Annotated in this window: 19 protein-coding genes and 1 riboswitch; of the genes, 11 read left to right on the top strand and 8 right to left on the bottom strand. The window is 49.9% G+C overall.

Annotated features, from left to right (window positions below):
- Positions 1-37: 37 nt before the first annotated feature.
- Both MN202_RS11665 and MN202_RS11670 read left to right on the top strand, forming a co-directional pair.
- On the top strand, positions 38-520 hold the full coding sequence (locus MN202_RS11665) for a YajQ family cyclic di-GMP-binding protein (RefSeq protein ID WP_335736300.1): 483 nt from the start codon (positions 38-40) through the stop codon (positions 518-520).
- A gap of 71 nt (positions 521-591) precedes the next feature.
- Positions 592-777: riboswitch (cobalamin riboswitch) on the top strand.
- A gap of 37 nt (positions 778-814) precedes the next feature.
- Positions 815-2,575 carry a TonB-dependent receptor domain-containing protein gene (locus MN202_RS11670; protein WP_335736301.1) on the top strand — a complete coding sequence of 587 codons (1,761 nt, stop codon included), beginning with the start codon at positions 815-817 and terminating at the stop codon, positions 2,573-2,575.
- A gap of 67 nt (positions 2,576-2,642) precedes the next feature.
- Here MN202_RS11670 and msrA read toward each other — a convergent pair whose 3' ends face one another.
- From msrA to MN202_RS11685, 3 genes are all read right to left on the bottom strand, one after another.
- Positions 2,643-3,179: a peptide-methionine (S)-S-oxide reductase MsrA gene (msrA, locus tag MN202_RS11675; protein WP_335736302.1), complete on the bottom strand. Its 537-nt coding sequence runs from the start codon at positions 3,177-3,179 to the stop codon at positions 2,643-2,645.
- Positions 3,180-3,282: 103 nt separating this feature from the next.
- Positions 3,283-6,408, bottom strand: coding sequence for an efflux RND transporter permease subunit (locus MN202_RS11680; protein WP_335736303.1), 3,126 nt, complete (start codon positions 6,406-6,408; stop codon positions 3,283-3,285).
- 2 nt (positions 6,409-6,410) lie between these two features.
- The gene (locus MN202_RS11685; RefSeq protein ID WP_335736304.1) at positions 6,411-7,463 is read right to left on the bottom strand and encodes an efflux RND transporter periplasmic adaptor subunit; all 1,053 of its coding nucleotides are present in this window, start codon (positions 7,461-7,463) and stop codon (positions 6,411-6,413) included.
- A 210-nt stretch (positions 7,464-7,673) separates the two neighbouring features.
- On the opposite strand from MN202_RS11685, the gene MN202_RS11690 reads away from it, so the two are divergent.
- The 4 genes from MN202_RS11690 to MN202_RS11705 all read left to right on the top strand — a co-directional run bounded on the left by MN202_RS11690 (position 7,674) and on the right by MN202_RS11705 (position 11,365).
- Complete coding sequence (locus MN202_RS11690; RefSeq protein WP_335736305.1) at positions 7,674-8,336, top strand: DUF2982 domain-containing protein; 663 nt, start codon at positions 7,674-7,676, stop codon at positions 8,334-8,336.
- A gap of 59 nt (positions 8,337-8,395) precedes the next feature.
- Entirely contained in the window at positions 8,396-8,731 is a 336-nt protein-coding gene (locus MN202_RS11695) for a hypothetical protein (protein ID WP_335736306.1), read from the top strand.
- A 108-nt stretch (positions 8,732-8,839) separates the two neighbouring features.
- Entirely contained in the window at positions 8,840-10,498 is a 1,659-nt protein-coding gene (locus tag MN202_RS11700) for a FapA family protein (protein ID WP_335736307.1), read from the top strand.
- 102 nt (positions 10,499-10,600) lie between these two features.
- Positions 10,601-11,365 carry a DUF2884 family protein gene (locus MN202_RS11705; RefSeq protein ID WP_335736308.1) on the top strand — a complete coding sequence of 255 codons (765 nt, stop codon included), beginning with the start codon at positions 10,601-10,603 and terminating at the stop codon, positions 11,363-11,365.
- On the opposite strand, the gene MN202_RS11710 is transcribed toward MN202_RS11705, so the two are convergent.
- From MN202_RS11710 to MN202_RS11725, 4 genes are all read right to left on the bottom strand, one after another.
- Positions 11,362-12,414: a succinylglutamate desuccinylase/aspartoacylase family protein gene (locus tag MN202_RS11710; RefSeq protein WP_335736309.1), complete on the bottom strand. Its 1,053-nt coding sequence runs from the start codon at positions 12,412-12,414 to the stop codon at positions 11,362-11,364. The two genes, MN202_RS11705 and MN202_RS11710, sit on opposite strands and share 4 nt — an antisense overlap.
- Entirely contained in the window at positions 12,414-13,331 is a 918-nt protein-coding gene (rimK, locus tag MN202_RS11715) for a 30S ribosomal protein S6--L-glutamate ligase (protein WP_335736310.1), read from the bottom strand. The genes MN202_RS11710 and rimK overlap by 1 nt, the downstream gene beginning before the upstream one ends.
- Before the next feature lie 102 nt (positions 13,332-13,433).
- A complete protein-coding gene (gene mgtE / locus MN202_RS11720; RefSeq protein ID WP_335736311.1) occupies positions 13,434-14,783 on the bottom strand; it encodes a magnesium transporter in 1,350 nt (449 codons plus the stop codon).
- A 26-nt stretch (positions 14,784-14,809) separates the two neighbouring features.
- Positions 14,810-15,772, bottom strand: coding sequence for a magnesium transporter CorA family protein (locus MN202_RS11725; protein ID WP_335736312.1), 963 nt, complete (start codon positions 15,770-15,772; stop codon positions 14,810-14,812).
- Positions 15,773-15,961: 189 nt separating this feature from the next.
- Between MN202_RS11725 and MN202_RS11730 the strand changes: the two genes are divergently transcribed.
- The 5 genes from MN202_RS11730 to MN202_RS11750 all read left to right on the top strand — a co-directional run bounded on the left by MN202_RS11730 (position 15,962) and on the right by MN202_RS11750 (position 21,819).
- Positions 15,962-17,818: an FTR1 family protein gene (locus MN202_RS11730; protein ID WP_335736313.1), complete on the top strand. Its 1,857-nt coding sequence runs from the start codon at positions 15,962-15,964 to the stop codon at positions 17,816-17,818.
- 153 nt (positions 17,819-17,971) lie between these two features.
- Entirely contained in the window at positions 17,972-20,206 is a 2,235-nt protein-coding gene (locus MN202_RS11735; protein ID WP_335736314.1) for a S46 family peptidase, read from the top strand.
- 74 nt (positions 20,207-20,280) lie between these two features.
- Positions 20,281-20,724, top strand: coding sequence for a GNAT family N-acetyltransferase (locus MN202_RS11740; RefSeq protein WP_335736315.1), 444 nt, complete (start codon positions 20,281-20,283; stop codon positions 20,722-20,724).
- 27 nt (positions 20,725-20,751) lie between these two features.
- Positions 20,752-21,288, top strand: coding sequence for a DUF924 family protein (locus MN202_RS11745; protein ID WP_335736316.1), 537 nt, complete (start codon positions 20,752-20,754; stop codon positions 21,286-21,288).
- A gap of 123 nt (positions 21,289-21,411) precedes the next feature.
- Positions 21,412-21,819, top strand: a complete 408-nt coding sequence (locus MN202_RS11750) for a VOC family protein (RefSeq protein WP_335736317.1) — start codon at positions 21,412-21,414, stop codon at positions 21,817-21,819.
- Positions 21,820-21,874: 55 nt separating this feature from the next.
- On the opposite strand, the gene MN202_RS11755 is transcribed toward MN202_RS11750, so the two are convergent.
- On the bottom strand, positions 21,875-23,719 hold the full coding sequence (locus MN202_RS11755) for a DUF885 domain-containing protein (RefSeq protein ID WP_335736318.1): 1,845 nt from the start codon (positions 23,717-23,719) through the stop codon (positions 21,875-21,877).
- Between the last annotated feature and the right edge of the window lie 88 nt (positions 23,720-23,807).

Raw genomic sequence — 23,807 nt, forward strand, 5'->3', positions numbered from 1 at the left:
ACCAGCAGACAGAATGGCTTATGCTAAGGAGATTTTAATGCCCTCATTCGATATCGTGTCAGAAATTGATATGAACCAGGCGCGAAACGCAGTGGATAACGCTAAACGGGAGCTTGAAACCCGCTTTGATTTTCGCGGCGTTAACGCCAAAATTGAGCTAAACAAAGAGCAGATTGAACTGACCGCTGAAGCCGATCAGCAGGTAATGCAGTTGTTTGATATTTTTGCGATTAAAGCCAGCAAGCTGCAGCTTGATGTCAGTAGTTTTAAGATTGAAAAAGAAGAGCGGCATGGTAAGTTCGTCACACGCTATGTCAGCATTAAGCAAGGCATAGACAAAGACCAGGCGAAGAAAATCATTAAACTGGTTAAAGACAGCAATATTAAGGTACAGGTGGCTATTCAGGGCGAAGAGCTGCGGGTAACGGGTAAAAAACGTGACGATCTGCAAGCCGTAATGCAGTTAGTGCGTACCAGCGATCTGGGCCAACCTTTCCAATTCAAAAACTTCCGCGATTAACCGGCTGGATTTGGCCATCCAGAGCGCTGTTGACTTTTAATTTCGCCACGTTAAACTGCACGCGGCTCCATCAGGGAGCCGCTTTTTCTGGTGCTGCAGTAAACTGCAGGTAAACGGGAATCTGGTGTAAAACCAGAGCTGCCCCCGCAACGGTAAACAACTGAACTGTATTCAAAGCCACTGTCGTAAGATGGGAAGGCGAATACGGGCGCAAGCAGGTTGTCAGCCCGGAGACCGGCCGGAAAAATCCTTCAACCAGACTAAATGTGCGGCGGGCACGTTTTCGGAGCTTACATGTTTAAACCTGCTTTGGCGGCCGTGCTGGTCGCATCCTGTTTTTCAGCCAACGCTGAAGACATCGAACATATCAGTATTTACGCCAACCGTACCGCCACTGCCGAAGCGGAAGTATTAGCCAGCGTTACCCTGCTTGAGCGCGACGATATTGTTGCGCGTCAGGCCGCAGATTTACCCGCATTATTGGCACAATTGCCAGGTATTAATGTGGCCCGTAGTGGTGGCCGTGGCCAGTTAAGTAGTGTTTTTATTCGCGGTGGTGAAGCAAAACACACCTTGATCCTGATTGATGGCGTGCGAAGCGGTTCTGCCACTGCGGGCGCTAAATCCCTGGCTATGTTGCCGCTTGAGCTGATAGAACGCATAGAGATAATCCGTGGTCCGCGGGCGGCGTTTTATGGCGCTGATGCTATGGCCGGTGTTATTGCAATCAGCACCCGTCGCGCTGAAGTGGCAGAAATTAACGCTAACGCCGGCAGCAATGGCCAGATTGGCGCCGATGTCAGCGCTTCCTATCGTGGTGACAACGTTAATCTGCACGCTACCGTAGGTACACAGCAAGCTGATGGCATTAATGCGCAAACCAATGCCGACCCTGATCGCGATGGCTACCGCCAGCGGTTTGCCAAGTTAGCCGGTGCCTATCAAAGCCATGTCGGCCAGTGGTCAGCGCAAGCCGACGTGAGCTCAGGCTATTATCAATACGATAACCAATGGGGCAGTGAAGACGCGGCCGATACGTTAAACCGGACTTTCATTCTGGGCTGGCAGCACGACATAGGTGCAACGCAACATCAGGCTCAGCTTAGCCGGCAGCGCGATCGTGATGTCAGTTTTGGGCCGCAATCGCGCAGCCCGTTCCAGACCGACCGCGATGAGTTCAGCTACCAGCTTACGAGCCCCTTAACTGAAGCTGTTAGTGCCATTGGCGGCGTTAACTGGTATCAGGAAAGTGTTGCAGCATCGGCCCCGGCGTACCTGCAATCAGCCCGAAAAAACCGGGCTTTGTTCAGTGGTATAAGTGTTGACCAGGCGGCCGTGAGTTTTGATGCCGTGGTACGACGCGATCTGGACAGCCAATTTGGTGGCGCTAATACCTGGCAATTAGCAGCAGCTTATCAGCTGAATTCGTTATGGTCGTTACGGGCAGGGCGGGCAGCCTCGTTTAAAGCGCCATCGTTTAATGATTTATACTATCCCGGCTCAGAAAATCCGGCCTTGCGGCCTGAACGCGCCATCGAAGATGAAATTGCACTTCGCTATCGTGATGCCAGCCTGACGCTAAACCTGACATGGTTTGACCGTAACGTGTCCGACTTGCTGCAGTGGGGAAACGGCAAGATGGAAAACATTGCCAAAGCGAATATCCGCGGTGTTGAGACCAGCGCCGAGGTAACGCTGCAAGCGTTCAGCTATAGCTTTAGTTACACTTGGCTGGATGCCCGTGATGATGCCAACAAGCGTCTTGCACGCCGGCCCGAGCACGCAGCACATTGGCGCGGCGCTTACCAGTTTACTGACTGGTCAATGTTTATTACTGCAGATTACCAAAGTAAAACGCAGCAAGGCCCCTTTGACCCATTACCGAAATTACCCGGTTTTACCCAGTGGGGATTTGGCGCGCAATTTGATTTATCTGATCAGTTAGTGATTCGGGCGAAAATTGATAACCTGACCGACAAACATTATCAGACTGTGGCGGGATACAACAGCTACGGTGTGACGGCAAATGTCGGTGTCAGTTATCTGCTGCACTAAGTATGGCCAAAGGTTAGACGGGGTGTACCGTGTCAGCTTAATGTTGACACGGTTGTCCCGACCCTTGCTAGCGCTTTAATTTTTCGGTGAACTGCTGGCGAAATTTAGCCAGTTTAGGTGCCACGACATACTGACAGTAAGCTTGCTGGGGATTGGCAACAAAGTAGCCCTTATGATAGCTTTCTGCCGGATAAAACGTCTCGGCAGCACACAGCTGAGTCACTATAGCCGAAGCGTAAATCTGCTTCTCAGCAAGCTGATCGATTAAAGTTCTGGCAAGCTTTTGTTGTTCTGCATCCTGATAGAAAATGACTGAACGGTACTGGCTGCCGACATCATTTCCCTGCCGGTTAAGTTGTGTCGGGTCGTGCAGGCTGAAAAACACCAGACAAAGCTGCTGATAGCTGACAATACTGTCATCAAACTCAACTTGTACCACTTCAGCATGGCCGGTATCACCATCACAAACCCGGCGATAATTGGCATCGTTTGCGGTGCCGCCCATATAGCCACTTAACGCCTGGACCACGCCGGTTAGCTGGTTCATTGCGGCCTCAAGACACCAAAAACAGCCAGCGCCAAAGGTTGCAGTTTGTATCGGCATACTATGTCCTCTGTCTAACTTACGCTGAGTTTAAGGGTACTGCCCAGTCAGCTTTTTGCAATTATTCCGGCAATAAAAAGGGCACTTGCGTGCCCTTAATACCTTATTTGGGGTGTACCTCGTCTGCTGCGTGCTCATCCGGAGCAGCACGCTCCAGCCGCTGCAGTTTTTGCTCCAGCCGTTTCGGCGAGCCGGTATTGCGGGCAAACACCATATAAGTGACAGGCACCACATATATCGTCATCAGCGTCGCCAGCGCCACGCCGGAGAAGATCACCATACCTATTACCATCCGGCTTTCTGAGCCCGGGCCACTGGCAATAATCAGCGGAATACTGCTCATGGCGGTAGTAAAGGCTGTCATCACTATAGGGCGCAGGCGTTGGCTGGCCGCTTGTTTTATCGCGCTGCTAAATTCGACACCGGCATCACGCAGCTGGTTAGCAAATTCGACAATCAGAATGCCGTTTTTCGCTACCAGGCCTATTAGCATGACCAGGCCAATCTGGCTGTAAATGTTCAGCGTCATACCGGTAAAGTATAAGCCGGATAAAGCGCCAACCAAGCCAAGTGGCACGGTGATCAGGATCACCAGTGGATGAATAAAGCTTTCAAACTGCGCCGCCAGTACCAGATAAGTAATAAGCAGCGCCAGCACAAACACCATTAAGGTAGAACTGCCGCTTTCCTGAAACAGTAAGGACTCGCCTTTGTAATCTATACCGACGGTATCCTGAATTTCGGTTTGTACGATATTTTCCAGATATTCCAGTGCTTCGCCCAGGCTATATCCCGGCGCCATACTGGCTGTAAGGGTAATGCTGCGCATTCTGTTATAGCGGTTTAAACTGGAAGACGTGGCTTCTTCACGCAAGGTTACCAGGTTGTCCAGCGGGATCAGCTCACCCGAGGTGTCAGAACGTAAGTAGACGTTAGTGATACTGCCAGGTGCGCTAAAGTCTTCATCCAGGCCTTCGATGATCACGTCATATTCTTTACCCCGATCCAGGAAGGTGGTAACCCGCCGTCCGCCCAGCATGGCCTCCAACGAGCGGCCAATGGCACCTACTGATATGCCCAGGTCACCGGCTCTTTCGGTGTTAATTTCTACCAGAACCTGCGGCACGGTTTCTTTGTAGTCATGATCCAGCATCAGGATGTTAGGGTTTTCTGCTGCCTTGGCAATAACGATATCGCGCCAGCGCGCCAAATCTTCATAGGTATTGCCCTGCAATACAAACTGGATTGGCCGGCCGCCACCGCCGCCGCCGCCCAAACCACTGCGCATAAATGTAAAGGCGCGTACGTCCGGAATGGCATTTAATTTCGGGCTGACTTCAGCCATCAATTCCTGCGTGCGCCGATTACCGTTGTGCCAGTTTTCGGTACCCACTATGGCTACGCCGCCACTGTTGCCCCAACCAGGCACCCGTACCAGCAAACGGTTAAACTCGCCATCGTGGTAATACGGCATCAACACGTCTTCTATCAGGCGCATATTGCGGCTGTTGCTGTTATAGCTGGCGCCCTCGGCCGGGCTCATCATGACAAAAAAGGTGCCGCGGTCTTCCTGCGGTGCCAGTTCACTGGGAAGTAAGCGCACCAGCATATAGCTGGCAACAAAGCATAACGCGACCACTATCATCACTGGCCAGCTTGTGTCACACACCACGTTCAGCTGGCGCTGATAGGCTGCTTCCAGTTTATGAAAGGCACCATGCAGCCATAGCCCCAGTTTACTTTCGCGTTTTTGATGCGTCAGTAACTTGCTGCACAGCATAGGTGATAATGTCAGGGCCGTAACACTGGAAAAAGCAACTGCAGCGGCTATGGCCAGGGCAAATTCGGTGAAGAGTTTACCCAACTGGCCCTGCATAAACACCAGCGGTACGAACACCGAAATCAGTACCAGCGTAGTGGCCACAACAGCAAAGCCCACTTCACGGGCACCGCGATAAGACGCCAGCAGTGGATGCTCGCCAAGTTCAATACGGCGGTAAATGTTCTCCAGTACCACGATAGAGTCATCTACCACCAGGCCAATGGCCAATACCATCGCCAATAGCGTCAGGAGGTTGACGGAAAAATCCAGTGCAAATAACACGGTAACGGCAGCAACCAGGGCTACCGGCACGGTAACCGCCGGGATAAAGGTAGCGCGGATATTACCCAGAAACAGAAAGATCACCACCACAACCAGGGTCATGGCAATAGCCAGGGTGTTGTATACCTCTTTTATTGATTCGGCGATAAATAACGAAGAATCATAACCCGGCTCAATGGTCGTGCCTTCCGGTAGCGTCGGTTTGATACGCTCCATCTCAGCCCGGGCCGCTCTGACAACTTCAAGAGTATTGGCCTTAGACTGTTTAATAATGCCGATACCGAGCAGGTTTTTGCCATCGCCACGAAACTCACTTTCCTCATTTTCTGAGGTTAGCAGCACGTCGGCTACTTCACCGAGCCGTACCAGATAATTATTGGCGCCGCGCTTAATGACCAGCCGACGAAAATCCTGCTGGGTTTTATAGCTGCGTTCAACCCGTACCGTAAAGTCACGGTCATCCGATTTAATATTACCGGCCGGCAGCTCTACGTTTTCTGCCCGCAGCACGCTTTCAATGTCTTGCACTGTTACGCCGCGCGCCGCCATGGCATCGCGATTAAGCCAAATTCGCATGGCATAATCGCGCGAGCCACCCAGTTGCAGCCGCGCCACACCGTCTACCACAGAAAAACGTTCCACTATATAACGTTTAGCGTAATCGGTAAGTTCCAAAGTGGTCATCGACTCGCTGTTGAGTACAAACCAGGCGATGGTATCTTCATCGTCGCTGGCTTTAGATACTTCCGGCGGATCGGCTTGATCCGGCAGGTTATTTAACGCCCGTGACACCCGGTCGCGCACATCGTTGGCGGCCGAGTCAATATCGCGTTCAACATTAAACTCGATAGAAATATTAGAACGGCCATTGCGACTGGTAGAGGTGATATTTTTTATACCTTCGACACCACTGATGCGGTCTTCTAACAGCTGGGTAATTTTTGATTCAACAATTTCTGCTGAGGCACCCGGGTAATTAGTGCTGATGCTGACGATAGGCGAGTCGATATCCGGGTATTCGCGCAGTGGCAACATGGTAAAACAGACAATGCCGAACACCAATAACAACAAATTGACGACAGTGGCAAAAACCGGTCGTTTAACCGAGGTATCTGAAAGCCACATAATCAGCCTCCAACCCGGTTAATCGCCACGCCAGAGCGCAGTTTTTGCGTGCCTTCTACCACTACCTCATCGCCTTGCTGCAGGCCGCTGATAATTTCAACCCAGCCCGGCGTGCGCTGGCCAATAACCACTTCTACCTGGCTGACGGTGTTATCTGCGGCAACTTTATACACAAATTGCTTTTGTTGCTGCGGTACCAGAGCGCGCTCGGAAATTTGCATCGCCATGTGGTTGTCCAATTCTAATTGTACATTTAACAACATACCGGGACGCAGGCGCAGATCGGCATTGGTTATAGTGCCATGCACCGTTACAGTGCGGGTAAGCGGATCAATCCGGGTATCAATAGCGCTGACAGTGCCGTTAAAACGAATGTCGCCATAGGCGGCATTGGTAACAAACAGCGGCATGCCAACGTTTATCTCGGCCAGATAATGTTCTGCCACGCTAAAGGCAACACGCAGCACATTTAAATCATCCAGAGTTGTAATAGTGGTGCCGCTATTAACGTAAGCCCCTACGCTGACCTGACGTAGTCCAAGGTAGCCACTGAAGGGCGCGCTGATAGTCAACTCGGCTAATTGTGCCCGGGCAATGTCAAGTTGAGCCAGGGTAGTATTCACTTTAGTTTGTTGCTCATCGAGCAATGACTGGGCAGTAGCCTGGGTGGTGGCAAGATTTTTTAACCGGTTAAGCTGGCGCTTTTGCTCGTCCAGTACGCCTTCGAGTTCGGTGACCCGGGCACGCTCCTGCACATCATGTAAGCGTGCAATGACATCACCGCGTTGTACCGCTTTACCTTCGCGTACATTAAGTTCAGTAATAAAGTCGCTGGTGGGGGCAATCAGGCTGATAGAGTGGTTGGCAATACCGGTACCAAGTGAGCTGACGCTGCTGATCATCGGTTTGGTTTCGACCTTAGCGGTGGTAACGGCAACAATCGGCGCATTGCGTTGGCTGTCCTGCTTTTGCCCCGGTACCAAGTACAGATAGCCGATAAACAGCAGCAAGATAAACAGTATTGTCCAGATTAATTTAGAATGTAATTTTGCCACTATAACCCCGTGTAACAGCTAATTTTAATATACTGCCTTATTGTATGGAATAAACCGGGTTTTAGATTTCCTGTTATCGCAGTGACTACGGCATTGGTCGCTTGAATGAGCGATACCGCAATACGAAATGGCCAGAATATCGCCATAAACAGCTTTAAATTTATTCGACGGCGCAATATGCTCCATCGCAGAATTGATAAGGAGATGTAAATGCAACCGGTGCAAATTCAGTCCAGTGCCAGCAAAGGCGGCGCAAAATTATTGCTCTTCAGTGCAGGGGCCATGTTGTTGCTTAGTATTATCGGCATTGGGTTGGAGCAACTAAGCTGGTGGTATTTGTTATTGATTGTGGCCTGCGTGCTGGGCGTTTTTGCCGGCTGGGCCAAACTGGCCGAGCCGAAATATTTTTTGCAGCTTGACGATGAGGGCGTGCGGTTTTATCACCGGCTGGGCAGTTGGCTGTTGCCCTGGCAAAGCTTTTTGTACAGTGGCGTGCCGCAGCTCAATCAGATCAATATGGCGTTTATCGCTTTTAAACTGACTGACTACGATGTACTGTTACAACATATACCGCGGCGCCTGGCGGTAAAGCTGATGACAGAGCAACGGCCGCTGTACATCGAAGCCGTGCGCCTGGGCTGTGCGACAGGCCAGTGCGCAACTGAGCTGCTAAGCGAAAAAGATTATTTTGACACGGCAACACAGCGCTATCACGGTATTGCCGCTGCATTTGCCTGGCGCATGCAGCGCTTAGCTGAGGCAACCGGGTTTGAGGTCTTTGTACCGGTAAGTCTGGGCGATGCTGAGACACAACAGTTATGTCGGCAAATTAACCAGTACAGGCTACAATTAATACGTAATACAGTAACCTAGACACTACAGAGTGTCTGTATCATAATATTACAATCCGTTTATGTAATGCAGGGCAGTGAATGAACAATTACGAAAAAGCGTTTTTGGTAAGTGGTCGTAATACTTTGATCCACAAAAATAAAAAGCTGGATTTGGTGGTCGTTAACGACGACGACGATCCGGTTATTGTAGTAACCCGGCATGGTGTAAAGCCTTTTAATGAATCGGTACCCGCTAACCGGGCAGAAGCAAAAGAGCGTTATCTAGAGTTGGTGGATATTTCCAGCTCTGACGTTTTTGGCGAAGCGAAAACTCTGTTGTTTATCCAGGCGATAAACAATAAAGAATATAAAGTTGATTACAGTAAAAAAGATTCGGATTTGTTTATCCGCATCCATCAGGAAAATTATATCTGAAGAACGGGTATAAAATTGCCTTTCCAGCCGATGCAGTGCTTGCCTTTAGGCCGGTTATTTGTTTCAGTAGATGTGCTTTAGTGCAGTAACCTTAAAGTGTGAAGCCATATGCAATTTACCGAGCAAAATAACAGTATAAAAATAACCGTGCCTGTAACCCTGGACGCGCTAAACGCCAATGACCTGAGTACCGCAATCCAACAGGCGGGGTATTCCCGCTGTTTGGTAATTCAGGAGCAACTGACCAATTTGTTGGTTGAATACCAGCAAATTCAGCAAAAAATCAAAGAGCAACTCAAACCGCTAGGCACGCCGCTTACCTATCGTATTGCCGAAAAAAAGGATGCTGAATTAGCCTTTGAAATTGCCGAAGATCATAGCTCTGCCGCGGCAGTTATTACTGCTGCCTGGGGCGGTGCACCGGTGTCGGCTAATTCTTTGGTAAAAGGTGCGCAGGAAGCCGGCGTAGTATTTGGTTTCAGTAAAGATCACATTATTAAACTGGTGAGTCACGCCAGCAAAGCAGAGCCTGGTAGCCGGGTAAAGCTGATCATAGCAAAAGGTCGGCCGGTCAAAAATGGCGAAAACTCACGTTTTGAGGCCATGATGGCTGAAATGCAAAGCCGGCGTAACCGGCCGGTTGTGCAGTCAGATGATAAAGCCGATTTGCGCGATTTTGGCGTTATTCCTTCAGTTAAAACCGGTGAGGCACTGGTACGGCGCCATCCGCCGACGCCAGGTATAGATGGTATGACCGTCACCGGCACTCTGTTGCCGGCTGTGCCGGGACAGGTGATTGAATGGAGCCTGGGCGAGGGCGTTGAATTAGCCGCGCAAGATCCAGATCTTCTGCTGGCTGCCCGTGATGGTTTACCGCGCATGATTGAACATGGCGCTACCGTCGATGAAGTCTTTACCGTCAAGAATGTCGATTTGGCAACTGGCCATATTATTTTTAAAGGTTCAGTCGTCGTCAACGGCGACGTAACTGAAGGCATGAAGGTTGTTGCCGGTGGCAATGTGTTTGTAAAAGGCTTTGTCGAAGGCACCTTAATTGACGCCGGTGGTGACATTACAGTAGGTGGCTCTATTATCGGTCATCAGCTGGCTTCAGCCGAGAAAGACAGCAGTTACAGCACGACGCTGCAAGCTAAAGGTGATATTCAGTGTAATCTGGCACAATATGCCCGGTTTGTTGCTGACGGTAATTTGTATATTAATAAGCAAATTATGCACTGTGCTGTGGCTGCAGCAAAAGTTTATGCCGGCCCCGAAGATAACCCGAATGGCAAGGTGATTGGTGGCTATTTTTATCTGGATTACGGCATTCATACCGGCAATTTGGGCGCGCCATCCAGCAGTAATGTACTGATCGAACTGAACCGGATGATAGATCCGATAGCAGAAAAGCAGGACGTGTTACGCAGCAGCATTACTGCGGCGAAAAAAGACATGCAGGATATCCGCGAACAACTGGATAAACTGAAAAAAATAGAAGGCAATGCCCAGATAGACGCCAGACGTCAGGAACTGGCGGCCGAGTTTGAAGAACATAAAAATGTGGCACTGGCCCTGATTAATGATGTTAAACAGCTTGAAGCACAACGGCAGCAAAAACTGGCAGAAACAGTCATAGTTGCACGTCAGCAATTGTATTCAGCAGTCGAAGTGCATTTTGGCACCGATCAAATCCGCAGCCGGCGCGAATACGGTCCATCAAAGATTCTGCTGGTTGACGGTAGTCCGGCAATAGAAGCGTTTTTTTAACGGTATTAGCGATAATCAGCCGCTGCTGTGCGGTGCAGTTAGCTGCGCGCCGGCTGCTATTGGCGTACCCTTAAGCGAATTAAGGCAGTAAGGTGTAACCGAGTGAAATTTTTATCTGTGTTAATTCTGGCCATCATGTTGCCGTCGGGTCTGCAGGCAGCTGAATGTAATATGGCTTTTGTGCACGGTATTCTCATTGCTCCTGATCATATCCGTATCCTGCAAAACAACCGTACTCATGTACAGATTAATGCCGACCAGCAGTTATTTATTCGTGGCGAATGGATAACGCTGGCTGAAGCCGATACAGCATTACTGCAGCAGTACAGCCAGGATTTACGCAAATTTGTACCTGAAATAGTTAGTATTGCAGTAGACGGTGTAGAGCTGGGCTTATCCAGTGTTGAAGCCATGTTTACCGGCATTGGCAGTAAAGCTCAGCAGGCGGAATGGCGTGAACTGGTGCGTGAAACAACTTTTCAGTGGATGTCGCGCTTTGTCCGCACTAATGAGCATTTTTATCTGGCGCCGCAAAGCCTGCAAGAGCTGGATTACTTTCTTAACGATGAACTGAAACCGCAATTAGACAATCTGGCCCGGCATACGGTAGGCGCTGTCTGGGGAGCTTTGCGCGATGCGTTACGTCACTCTGATAATAACTTTGAACGCGCCGATAGCCAGGAATGGCAGTCGGTAGGCCAGCTGGTGGATAAAATTAATCTTGGTCTGGATGCCAAAGTAGTAGAAATGGAAACCAAATCCGCCTTATTTTGCCAGCGCATGCAGGAGCTGGATCAGGTAGAGCAGGCGTTGCAACAGCGCATACCGGCATTAAAGTCGTATGATGTACTGGCGCTAAAAGATTAAACTACACCATATTCCTCGCCCAACACCGGCGGCATCGCGTTATCTACTTCGTCGTTAATGGCGTCCAGCGTTTTTTCGGCCTCGGCCAATGAACTGACTTCGGCAACATGAAACAGTGCTTCACCTTCGTTTACCAGTGGTAAGTTGTTGCGGCCTATGACTATGCCATCAAAGGTGGCGGTTACGGTGACTTCAAAGTCGGAATAGGGCGAGTAGATATGTGCCATGGTGTCGCCGGTTTTAACTGTCTGTCCCAACCCAACATAGTAGCGTGCTATGCCATCGTGCTCGGCCCGCACCCAGCTGCTTTTCTTCGAAAATAACGAGCGGGTCGCAGGTTTACGCCGGCCGGCTCTTAACATACCTAAATCTGTCATCACATTAAGTATGCCACGCACGCCGATATTAATGGCCTGCTCATCAAAGCGCAGCGCTTCGCCGGCTTCGTACAGCAGTATAGGAATGCCAAGGCTATTGGCGGTGCCACGCATGGTGCCTTCACGAGAGGCGGCTTTAATAATGATTGGCGCATTAAACACTTCAGCCATTTGCAGCGCCGTCTTATCTTTGGCACTGGCGCGTACCTGCGGCAGGTTAGAGCGGTGAATGGCACCGGTGTGTAAATCTATGGCGTGGGTGCATTTTTTTAAAATTTTGTCAGTAAACTGAAATGCCATCCTGCTGCCAAGCGAGCCTTTTTCACTGCCCGGAAAGCTGCGGTTTAAATCCCGCCGATCGGGTAAGTAGCGTGACTGCTGCACAAAGCCAAAAGTATTAACAATAGGCACTACGATTAAGGTGCCTTTTAGCTGGCTTAGCCGTGGTAATTTCAGCAGCCGGCGGCAAATTTCGACACCATTAATTTCGTCACCGTGTAAGGCTGCCGCCACCAACAACACCGGGCCCTCTTTGCGGCCATGTATCACATGAGCGCCAATATTCAGTTCGGTGTGGGTGTATAACTTGCCAAAAGGTATGTCTACCACGGCACGGCTGCCGGGAGGGATACTGCTGTTACCAAGACTGAAGGCTGCTCTGCCTGTTTGCATTAGCCGGTTCCTTTTGTGTTCAGTTTGCGCCGGCTTTTATGCCGGGCGACTTGCTGCTCAAGGTAAACTATCGTCAGGTCGGCTATGTCTTTATCGGTTGCCGTTTCGATACCTTCCAGCCCTGGCGAGCTGTTTACTTCCATCACCACAGGGCCATGATTAGAGCGCAGTAAATCTACCCCAGCCACATCTAAGCCCATGGTTTTGGCAGCACGCATCGCAGTGCTGCGTTCTTCTTTGCTCAGCCGCACGGTCGAGGCTGTACCGCCGCGGTGCAGGTTAGAGCGAAACTCACCGGCTTTAGCCTGCCGCTTCATGGCAGCGACCACTTTATTGCCAATAACAAAGCAGCGAATGTCAGCGCCACTGGCTTCTTTAATATATTCCTGCACCAGAATGTTGGCGTTTAATCCCATAAAGGCTTCAATCACACTCTCGGCGGCGGTGCGGGTTTCAGCTAACACAACGCCTATGCCCTGGGTGCCTTCCAACAGTTTTATTACCAGCGGTGCGCCGCCAACCATATCGATAAGATCAGGAATATCGCCGGGCTTATCTGCAAAGCCGGTGACTGGCAGGCCAATGCCCTGGCGGGCCAGCAGTTGCATGCTGCGCAGCTTATCGCGTGCCCGGCTAATGGCTACCGACTCGTTCAGGCTGTACACCCCCATCATTTCAAATTGCCGCAGAACTGCTGTGCCATAAAAGGTAATGGAAGCGCCAATACGTGGGATCACCGCATCAAAGCCGGCCAGCACTTCACCTTTGTGGTGAATAGACGAATTGCTGCGGTTAATATTCATATAGCAGGCCAGCGGATCTATCACCTGTACCTGGTGGCCGCGTTCTGTTGCCGCTTCCACCAACCGTTTAGTGGAGTATAACTGGGCGTTGCGCGATAAAATCGCAATTTTCATGCGCTCTCCGATAAGCGAAAATTAATGCCGCTATTGTAGAAGGCCGCGACTAGCCTGACAGCAGAAATACCTTAGCAGACGTTAAATAAAATGCTTGCCTTTTTAACCGAGTAAGAATAGTGAGCCCAGGCCTAAAAAGGCAAAAAAGCCGATCACATCGGTTACTGTAGTTAAAATAACCGAGCCGGACAATGCCGGATCTATGTTGAGTTTTTCCAGCCAGATAGGTATCAGCACGCCAGAAATGGCCGCCACTACGATATTGATCACGATGGCGGCACCGATAATGCCACCGATAATCCAATCGCCAAACCAAAAATAGGTAATAACTGCGATTACCAGTGCCCAGAGCAAGCCGTTAATGGCGCCAACGCCTAATTCTTTGCGTAGCAGTGTTAAATATGTCTGTGGGGTAATTTGTTCTAATGCCAGGCCGCGGATAATAAGTGTCAGCGTCTGGCTGCCGGCAATACCGCCCATGCTGGCCACAATTGGCATTAATACCGCCAGGGCGACAACCTGCTGCAAGGTGGCTTCAAATAAACCTATCGTCCAGGCGGCCAGAAACGCTGTGAGTAAGTTAATGCCGAGCCATAATGCCCGGCGTTTGGCGCTGTCAAAAATGGGCGCAAATAAATCTTCTTCCTCACCCAGACCCGCCGTATGCATAAATTGGCTTTCCAGGCTGCGGCGCACGTTTTCCAGCGCTTCGCCAATAGATAAGCGGCCAAGCAGTTTGCCTTCGTCGTCTACCACTGCCAAGGCGGTGTAACCAGAGCGTGATACGATATCTGAGCCCTGATCTAAATCCATTTCACCCTCTACCTGCGGCGCATCTTTATCAATAACCGTTTCTACCGGTAAATGTGAGCCCAGGCCTAACAACTGGGTCGCGTGTACTAAACCAACATAGCGACCGGTGCGGTCTACCACAAACAGGGCGTCGTGATATTCGGCGTCTTCGGCTAACTGTCGGAATAAACGAATGGCATCACGTACTTTAGCGTTTTTATTGATGATCAACATGTCGTGGTCGGCATAGCGACCGCATTGATCGTCACTGTACGCCAGAGCGGTATCTAGCCAGCGGCGCTGGCTTTCATCCAGCCGTGAGCAGGCATAGTCGTAGATGCGCTGTGGTAACTCGTCGAGCAACTCAATCAGGTCATCAACTTCCATGCCCTCTACCAGACTGCGTAGTTGAGCCTCATCCAGTTGCTTAAATACGTTGTCACGGGCGTCAACCCGCATATAGGTTAGGGCGGCTATTTGATCATCAGGATGCAGCCCCAGCCAGGTACTAACCCGCTGCTCTACCGGCATAGCCTCTAAGGCAATAGCAATTTCTTCCGGCTCTAGCTGACTGAGTTTACCGGTAAGCTGTTCAGCTTCATTTTCATCAAAGCTGTCACGAACAATTTCTTCAATATCAAGCGGTTGATTTTCAGCCATCTACTACTCCCTAGCCTGAGGTGGCATTACCACCAGCCGCGAATTTTAAACCAAATCAGCCCACTTACACCGCCCAGTGCCATAGCAATCAGCACAGTAAAATACGCAGTGGGCATTTGCAGTTCGGGCATATAAACAAAGTTCATACCGTAAATACCGGCAATAAAAGTCAAAGGTATGAAAATAGTGCTGACAATGGTCAGTACTTTCATCCGTTCGTTGATCTGATGCGATGTTGTCGATAAATAGCCTTCGACCAGATCACTGAGCTGATCGTAGTACATATCGGTCATACTGTGCAGCCGTTCGAATTTCTCGTAAAAGTCACGTATTTCGGTGGTACTAAATTGCCGCAACAGCGGGCTATGCTCTTCGTACAACGCATCGGAGAAAATATCTTTCTGATAGGCCAGATTACGGTTAATTTTTCTCAATACAGAGCGATAGCGCATGATCAGCGTCATCTTTTCATCGTTGCCGCTGTGTAGCATAACATCTTCAAGTTCACTCTGTTCATCTTCGAAATTGATAAGTTTTTCCAGATAGCTGGCCGAAACGGTCAGAATGAACTGCTTTACCCAATCGGCAATATGGCTGCTTTTTGCTGTCTGGATCTGTGGTTTCAGCTGTTGCAGCAGTGTTGGGTTATTGCAGCTTATTTTACTTATAAGTACCTGGTTTGAATAAAGTAAATTTACCTGAGCACTGCCAGTGTATTCACTGAAATCGGCATCGGCATAACCACGCATTATCAGCAGGGTAAAATCTGACTGGCTTTCCAGTTTTGGCGGATGGCGCTGGCGGCTGAAATCTTCTGCCAGTGTGGCGGTGATAGCAAAACGCTGCAGGATCTGTTGTTGCTCGTCCTGACTGGCGTCATTTAAGTTAATCCATAGCCGCGCATCGGCAGGTATTGTTGTTGGTAACTGAGCCAGGGGACAATCGCGCCAGTTGCTGGTTTCTGGTTCAAAATAGCTAAGTAAAATCATAGAGTTTCTCCAGCCGCTACGGCATTGCTACAGCATACCTATAAAAGGCTGTTTCGGGCAAATATCAGCGTGACTAAATTAGGTCGCGCTAAACGGGTCATTTATCAGGTTGGTTACGCTTGGCTGGCAGTATTTCCATCGATAATGTGAGTATAATACGAATCATTGCTTTTTAAGTTTGGTGTGAAGATGAAAAAGTGGCTGTTGTGTTGTTTTATGTTGCTGAGTTTGCCCGTGTTGGCGTCGGATAAGTTAATCCAGTTAATTGAATACATCGGTGCTGACTATAAAGAAGCGGTGCAGCAGGGCCAGGTGGTTAATGCTGCTGAGTTTGCGGAAATGCAGGAGTTTGCCAGCCTGATCCCGGCGCAGTTGCCGACCGCTGATTCGGCGTTGCACCGTCAGGCTGCACAGCTAAAAAATCTGATAGACAATCATGCCAGTGAGGCAGAAATTCAGCAATTGACAGCTGCGATGCGTAAAGCGGTTATTGCAAGCATGCCCACAGTCGCTGTGCCGCCACAGGTGCCAGATCGCAATCGGGGTAGTGCGTTGTATCAGCAACACTGCGCGGCTTGTCACGGTAGCAGCGGCGCCGGCGATGGCCCGGCAGCCACAGCGTTAGACCCGGCACCGACTAATTTTCATGATGCAGAACGTTATCAGGCACGGAGTTTGTTTGGTTTGTTTAATACTATCAGCCTGGGAGTTGAAGATACTGCCATGGCGTCTTTTGCTGATTTAGACTTGCAAAGCCGCTGGGACCTGGCCTTTTACGTTGCTGGTATAGCGGCAGAGCAGATCGATGTCAGCAGCCTGCCTGACGCGCTGATCAGCCAGTCGGCCATCAGCGGCTTACTTACTGCCACACCACAGGATATGCAGCTTACCGCGGGTGAACAGGGGGCTGCACAGATGGCGCTGTTTCGCCGCCATCCGGCACAGTTTTTCCATGCTAAGCAGTTGTCAGCGCTGCAAATCGCCGGGCAACAGCTGACATTAGTACAACAGCAGGTGCAACAACAGCAATACAACCAGGCGTATAACCATGCTGTGTCAGCTTACCTTGATGGCTTTGAACTAATAGAAAATAATCTGGCTGCAGTCGACAGCGCGTTAAAAGACCAGATTGAACAGCGCATGTTACAGCTGCGGCAGTTATTGCAACAGCAACACAATGCTGTTGAATTGCAAGCAGAAATAGCCGCAATACAGCAGTTACTGCAACAGGCGCAATCTGCATTGGATAATACGCAGTTGGCCGGCGTTAATGTGTTTTTACTGGCATTGCTGATACTACTGCGAGAGGGGCTGGAAGCCTTGTTAGTGGTTGCGGCCATATACAGTGTGGCGGTAAAAACGGCGCAACCAAAGCTAAAACGTTCGGTGCATTATGGCTGGATAGCCGCATTACTGCTTGGCGCACTCACCTGGCTGCTGGCCAGCCTGGTGATCACCATTTCCGGCGCGTCGCGTGAGCTGACTGAAGGTTACACTGCACTTGTTGCCGCCGTTATGCTGTTTTATATGGGTTTTTGGATGCACAGCAAAACCTCGGCCGCACAATGGCAGCAGTACATCAGCCGGCAAATAAACACCGCGATGACCTCGGGGGCCTATGTCGGCCTGGCGGTGGTCGTGTTTTTGGCCGTTTATCGCGAAGTTTTTGAAACCATTCTGTTTTATCAGTCGTTGTGGCTGCAGGGCGGCCATACGCATCAGCTTGCCTTTGTCGCTGGCATTGCCGCGGCGCTGCTGGCCTTGCTGATACTTGGCGTTGCATTGTTTAAATTTGCTCTTAAACTGCCGTTAAAACGCTTTTTTGCCAGTACCGCACTACTGATGTTTGTGTTGGCGGTGATTATGACCGGAAAAGGCATAGCGGCACTGCAAGAAGCCGGTGTATTGGCGCAAAGCCTGCTGTCGTTGCCGGCGGTTAGCTGGTTAGGTTTTTATCCTAGCCTGCAGGGCATAGCTGCACAGTTGTTGTTGATAACGCTGGCAGTAGTATTACTGCTGCGGCAAAGAAAAGCCGTGAACTCCTAGTGGCGTTGCGCCTGCAGGCAAAAGTTAAAACCAGGCCGCAACCAGCGGCCGCTCTAAATTCCACACTTAGCTGATGCCGGTTGCAGTGCGGCATCAGGTATGGATAATCGCAGGCAGCGATAAAAACAACACGACTTACCTCCGGGAAATATTATGAAACCGATTTACTTGTTCACCAGTCTGGCGTTAGCCTGCAGTTTTACCAGCCTTGCTGATGAAGGTCAGTGGCAGCCACATCAATTGGCCGAGCTGCAAGATGAACTGAGCGCTAAAGGCATCAGCATAGCAGGCAAACAACTGGCTGATTTAAGCCAGTATCCAATGAATGCCATCGTCAGTATGGGCTATTGCTCGGCGTCTTTTGTATCGCCGCAAGGCCTGGTGGTGACTAATCATCATTGTGCTTACAACGCTATTCAAAATAATTCCAGCAAAGACAATAATTTAATTGAAAAAGGTTTTTTAGCCAAAAGCCTGGCTGAAGAGTTGCCGGCCGGAGCGCAGGAGCGCTTGTATATCACTGAAGCCGTAACCGACGTAACGGCACAGGTCGCCGGTGATATAGCGGCAGATTTATCCGGTAAAGCCCGGTTTGAAGCCATAGAAACTAAACGTAAAGCGTTAATAAAACACTGCGAAACCGATGCCAACTATCGCTGTTCTGTGGTGAGCTTTCACCACGGCTTAGAATATTTTCTGATTAAACAGCTGATGTTGCAGGATGTGCGTTTAGTTTATGCGCCCTCTGAGGCTGTCGGTAACTACGGTGGTGATATCGATAACTTTGAGTATCCGCGCCATACCGGTGATTACACCTTTTTGCGCGCCTATGTCGGTAAAGATGGCAAACCTGCGCCGTTTTCAGCTGACAATGTGCCTTATCAAAGCAAAAACTTCCTGAAAGTAAATGCCGATGGTGTACGTGAGGGCGATGGTATTTTACTGGCCGGTTATCCCGGCAGTACCAGCCGCTATCGTTTAGCCGATGAAATAGCCTTCGCCGCCAATTGGCAGTATCCGGCGCAGGTGCACAGCTATCAGCAAATTATCAACACCATAGATCGTCTGAGCGCGCAAGATGCAGATCTTAAAGTGAAATATGCCTCGACGGTAAAAAGCCATAACAACCGGATGAAAAAATTACAGGGGTTGCTGGATGGCTTCAAAGTCACTGACATTCATGCCATTAAAGCGCAACAGGAACAAGCCCTGCAAAACTGGATTAACGCCGATACATCCCGCAGTGGTTATTTGCAAGACATAAGCCGCTTAAAGCAGGTGATAGCGGCAGAGCAAGCCTTTAGCCGGCAAACGTATTACTTTGAAGCGGCCAAGCGCAGTGCGATGTTGCAAACCGCAATACAGCTGTACCATTTAGCGCAGGAGCGGCAAAAGCCAGACGCCGAGCGCGATATGGGGTTTCAGCAACGCGATATTAAAATGATCGAAAGCCGTTTAAACCGGCTGGAGCGTAGCTTTCACCCCAAAATGGACTTAGCTATTTGGTCAGAGCAACTGGCCGATTATCTGGCTCAGGATGACCAGGTACGCGTTGCCGAGCTTGATACTGCTCTGGGGTTAAGCGCCGGCATGAGCCAGGCTGAAATCAGTAACCGCTTGCAGGCGCTGTATAACCAAAGCAGCTTAGTCAGCAGTTCAGGGCGTTTAGCCTGGCTGGATAAAACAGTCGCAGACTTTACCGCCAGCGATGACCCTTTTATCCGTATCGCAGTGGCGATATCAGCGAAAAACCGTGCCTTACAAGCGCAGGAAAAAGAGTTAAAAGGCCAGCTATCGACAGTGCGTCCGGCCTATATGCAAGCCATTATTGCCTACAACAAAGCACTGGGTAAACCGGTATACCCCGATGCCAACAGCACACTGCGTATTACCTACGGTTCAGTTGATGGTTATCCGGCAGCTGACGGTGTGTATAAAACACCTTTTACTTCAGTTACGGGGTTAATTGCCAAACGCCAAAACACAGCACCGTTTAATGCACCGCAAAATCTGGTTGAGGCTTATCAGGCCGGTAATACGGCCGGCTATTACTACAAAGATTTAGCCGCGCAATCTGATTTGCCCTGGCATTGCAGCGTATTCAGTTGCCCGCAGCCAAAGCGCAAAGCGTTTAACTCAGTGCCGGTGAATTTTTTGTCCAGTGCTGATACCACCGGCGGTAACTCGGGCTCAGCGGTAATGAACGGCAAAGGTGAGCTGGTCGGGCTGAACTTTGATTCTACTTACGAATCGATAACCAAAGACTGGTATTTTAATCCCGACATTACCCGGGCTATACACGTGGATATCCGCTACGTGTTATGGATGATGCAGTATGTTGACCAGGCCGATAACCTGCTACAGGAAATGCAAATAGTGCGTAACTAACTGTGGCTAAACGGCTGCAGCGGTTTAATCCCTAAACCGTTGCAGCAATTTAACGCTTAACAAGGATGTCAGAGATGATAATCAGAACCGCAACTACTGATGACTTAAATGCTGTGCTGCGGCTGTATAAAGAATTACGCCCGGCCGATCCGGCGCTGACTGCCGATATGGCACACCAAAGATGGGCGGAAATTATCACAGATCCACGCAGTGCTATAGTGGTAGCCGAGATCGACGGCGAACTGGCATCAACCTGCGCTTTGGCTATTAACCTCAGTATTGCCAACGGAGCCCGGCCATTTGGCATTATTGAGCATGTCGTTACCGCGGCTAAATTCCGCCGTCAGGGCCTGAGTAAACAGGTACTTGAGTTTGCTATAGCGCTGGCCTGGCAAAAAAACTGTTATAAAGTGATGTTACTGTCTGGGGCAAGCTTAACCAGTGCTCACGCATTATACGAATCGGTAGGGTTTAAAGCCGGTATCGAAAAAGGTTTTGTTATTAAACCGGGCAACTAGCCGGTTGGGATAACGTAAGGAATGGCTATGTTTGCAACAGTATTACATTTTTGGTTTAACGACATTATGCCCGAGCAGTGGTGGGCGAAAGATGCGGCTTTTGACCGTTTGATCAGCGTGCGCTTTGGCGAGCTGTTACAGCAAGCGGCGGCGGGCGAGTTATACCACTGGCGAACGACGGCGCATGGACGGTTGGCGGAAATTATTGTGCTGGATCAGTTCTCACGTAATATCTACCGTGACACGCCACAGGCGTTTGCCCAGGATGCGATGGCACTGGTATTAGCTCAGGAAGCTGTTGCCGCCGGCGCCTTGGCGCAGCTAAACGCCGACGAGCGAAATTTTTTGCTAATGCCTTACATGCACAGCGAATCAGCTGTTATTCATCAACAGGCTGAGATTTTGTTTAAGCAGTATGCACCAGAAAATAACTACCAGTTCGAGCTAAAACACAAAGAGATAATTGACCGCTTTGGCCGTTATCCGCATCGTAATGCGTTGTTAGGCCGCACGTCGACTGCAGAAGAAGTGGCGTTTCTTAAACAACCGGGCTCGGGTTTTTAACGTCATCCCTAAGTAACAATACGTAAAAAATATAGTACTGCGTTGTCGATTTGGGCTAGGGTTAGCCGATTAGGAATGAAGCGTTAAAAAACGTTGTTGTTAACCTCAACCCGGAGACCCCTGATGCAACCGATGATATTTGTTAACCTGCCGGTAAAAGATCTTAAAGCTGCCATGGCTTTTTATACTGCGCTGGGTTTTAGTAATAATCCGCATTTTACCGACGAGACCGCCGCCTGTATGGTTTGGAGTGAGCAAATTTATGTGATGCTGTTAACGCATGCCAAGTGGCACAGTTTCACGACCAGACCTATTCCGGCAGCCACATCCAGTGAAGTGATGCTGGCACTGGCATGTGACAAACGCGAAGCGGTAGATACGATGACCGGCGCGGCAGCAAAGCACGGCGGAACGGCCGATATTAACCCGGTGCAGGATTTGGGCTTTATGTACAGCCGGGCTTTTACTGATCCGGATGGCCATATTTGGGAGCTGTTCTGGATGGATCCGGCTGCAGTACCCTCAGCCTGAGGCTACAAACAAAAAAGCCGGTCAGTTGACCGGCTTAATGTTGATATTACTGCTATCAGGCTTTGGTTGCGGCAATATACTCATCAACCAATTGTTCCAGTACATCTAATGGCACGGCGCCGTTTTTCAACACCACATCATGAAAGGCTCGGATATCAAACTTATCACCCAGTGCAGTTTTCGCTTTTTCGCGCAGTTCGATAATTTTAATCATGCCTATTTTATAGGCGGTAGCCTGTGATGGCATCACAATATAGCGTTCAATAGCCTTTTCAATAGCGGTTGGCGTATTAGGCGTATTGTCCAGCAGATACTGAATGGCTTCTTCGCGGCTCCATTTTTTGGCGTGTATACCGGTGTCGACCACTAAGCGGCAGGCGCGCCATAATTCCATGGCTAAGCGGCCAAAGTCAGAATACGGGTCCTGATACAGGCCTATTTCTTTCGGTAACAGCTCGGTGTATAAACCCCAGCCTTCAATGTAAGCCGTGTAACCGCCAAAGCGGCGAAACTTGGGCATGTCTTCCAGCTCTTGCGCTATAGCCAGTTGCATATGATGGCCCGGTATGCCCTCGTGATAGGCCAGCGCTTCCTGCTCGTATTTGGGCATATCGCTCATGCGGTACAGGTTGGCGTAGTAAATGCCGGGCCGGCTGCCGTCCATAGATGGCTGCTGATAAAAGGCTTTACCGGCACTTTGTTCACGAAACGGCTCAACCGCTTTGACGATCATCTCTGCTTTAGGGGTAACTAAAAACAGCTCGTTCAGCCGGGAGCGCATATGGTCAATTACGGCGGTGGCGTCGGCAAGGTAAGCCGCTTTGCCTTCTTCCGTGTCCGGATAATAAAACTGTTCATCGGTTTGCATGAAGTTAAAAAAGGCTTTTAAATCACCGTCAAAGCCTGTTTTCTGCATAATGGCGCGCATTTCGCTATGGATACGTGCCACTTCATCCAAACCAAGCTGGTGAATTTCGCTGGCGCTAAGGTTAGTCGTCGTGGTGCGTTTAAGCGCATTATTATAAAAGGCATCGCCGTCTTTAAAGCGCCAGACACCATCAAGGTTGCCGGCTTTTTGCTGCAGCGTTTGCAGATAATTGATCAGGCTGCTGTAGGCTGGTTTGACGCTGGTAAGCAGCGCTACTTTAGCTTCGTCGATTAGCAGTTTACTGGCATGTTCATTCAGATTAAGTTTGGCCACTTTACTACTGAAGTCGGCCAGCAGGGTGCTGTCAGGACCTTCGTCAAACGGTGCGCCCTTGATCACATTTTCACTGGCCGAAATCACATGCGGAAACACAAAGGCCGGGGCGATAATGCCGGCTTCAGCACGGGCCTGCAGTTGTTGCTGCAATTGGCTAAATAATTTTGGTACCGCATTAAGGCGGGCAATGTAAGCTTTTGCATCGCTTTCGCTGCTGATGCTGTGTTGATTGATCAGCACTGAAGGTACCCGCGAATGGGTGCCAGACATTTGGTTTACCGGATAACTATACAGTTGCCATTTGGCGTCATCCAATTCTTGCTGTAAGTCTTGCTGCATTAGCAAATAGCTGACGCGGCTATTGTCGTCCAGCTTACTCACGTCGATGGCCTGCAACATGGCCAAATGTTGACGGGCCAGCTGTAATGACGCCTGGTAATGCTCGTCAGATAAGTCATGCCATTTGTCATAGTCATCTTTGATGCCCAGCCGGGTTTGCAACAAGGGGTTGCGCTTTACCTGCGCCATAAAGATTTGTTCAAACAGTGCATTGGCTTTGTCTGATTCGGTTTGTTGCTGTACTACAACAGCTGGCTGTGGCGCGGGTGTTGTTTGTTGCTGCGGGCCACAGCCGGTTAATAAAGCTGCGCTTACCGCTATCGGCAGTAACGCGCGCTGGAGCAAAATGGATGTCATAGCTATCCCCGTTATGAATGTATGGCTTGGCTGATTGCTCAGCTGATGGCGTTATTCTACGCCATCAGCTGCTGATTAACAGACAAAG

The sequence above is a fragment of the Rheinheimera muenzenbergensis genome, assembly GCF_036984005.1.
Lineage (GTDB): Bacteria > Pseudomonadota > Gammaproteobacteria > Enterobacterales > Alteromonadaceae > Alishewanella > Alishewanella muenzenbergensis.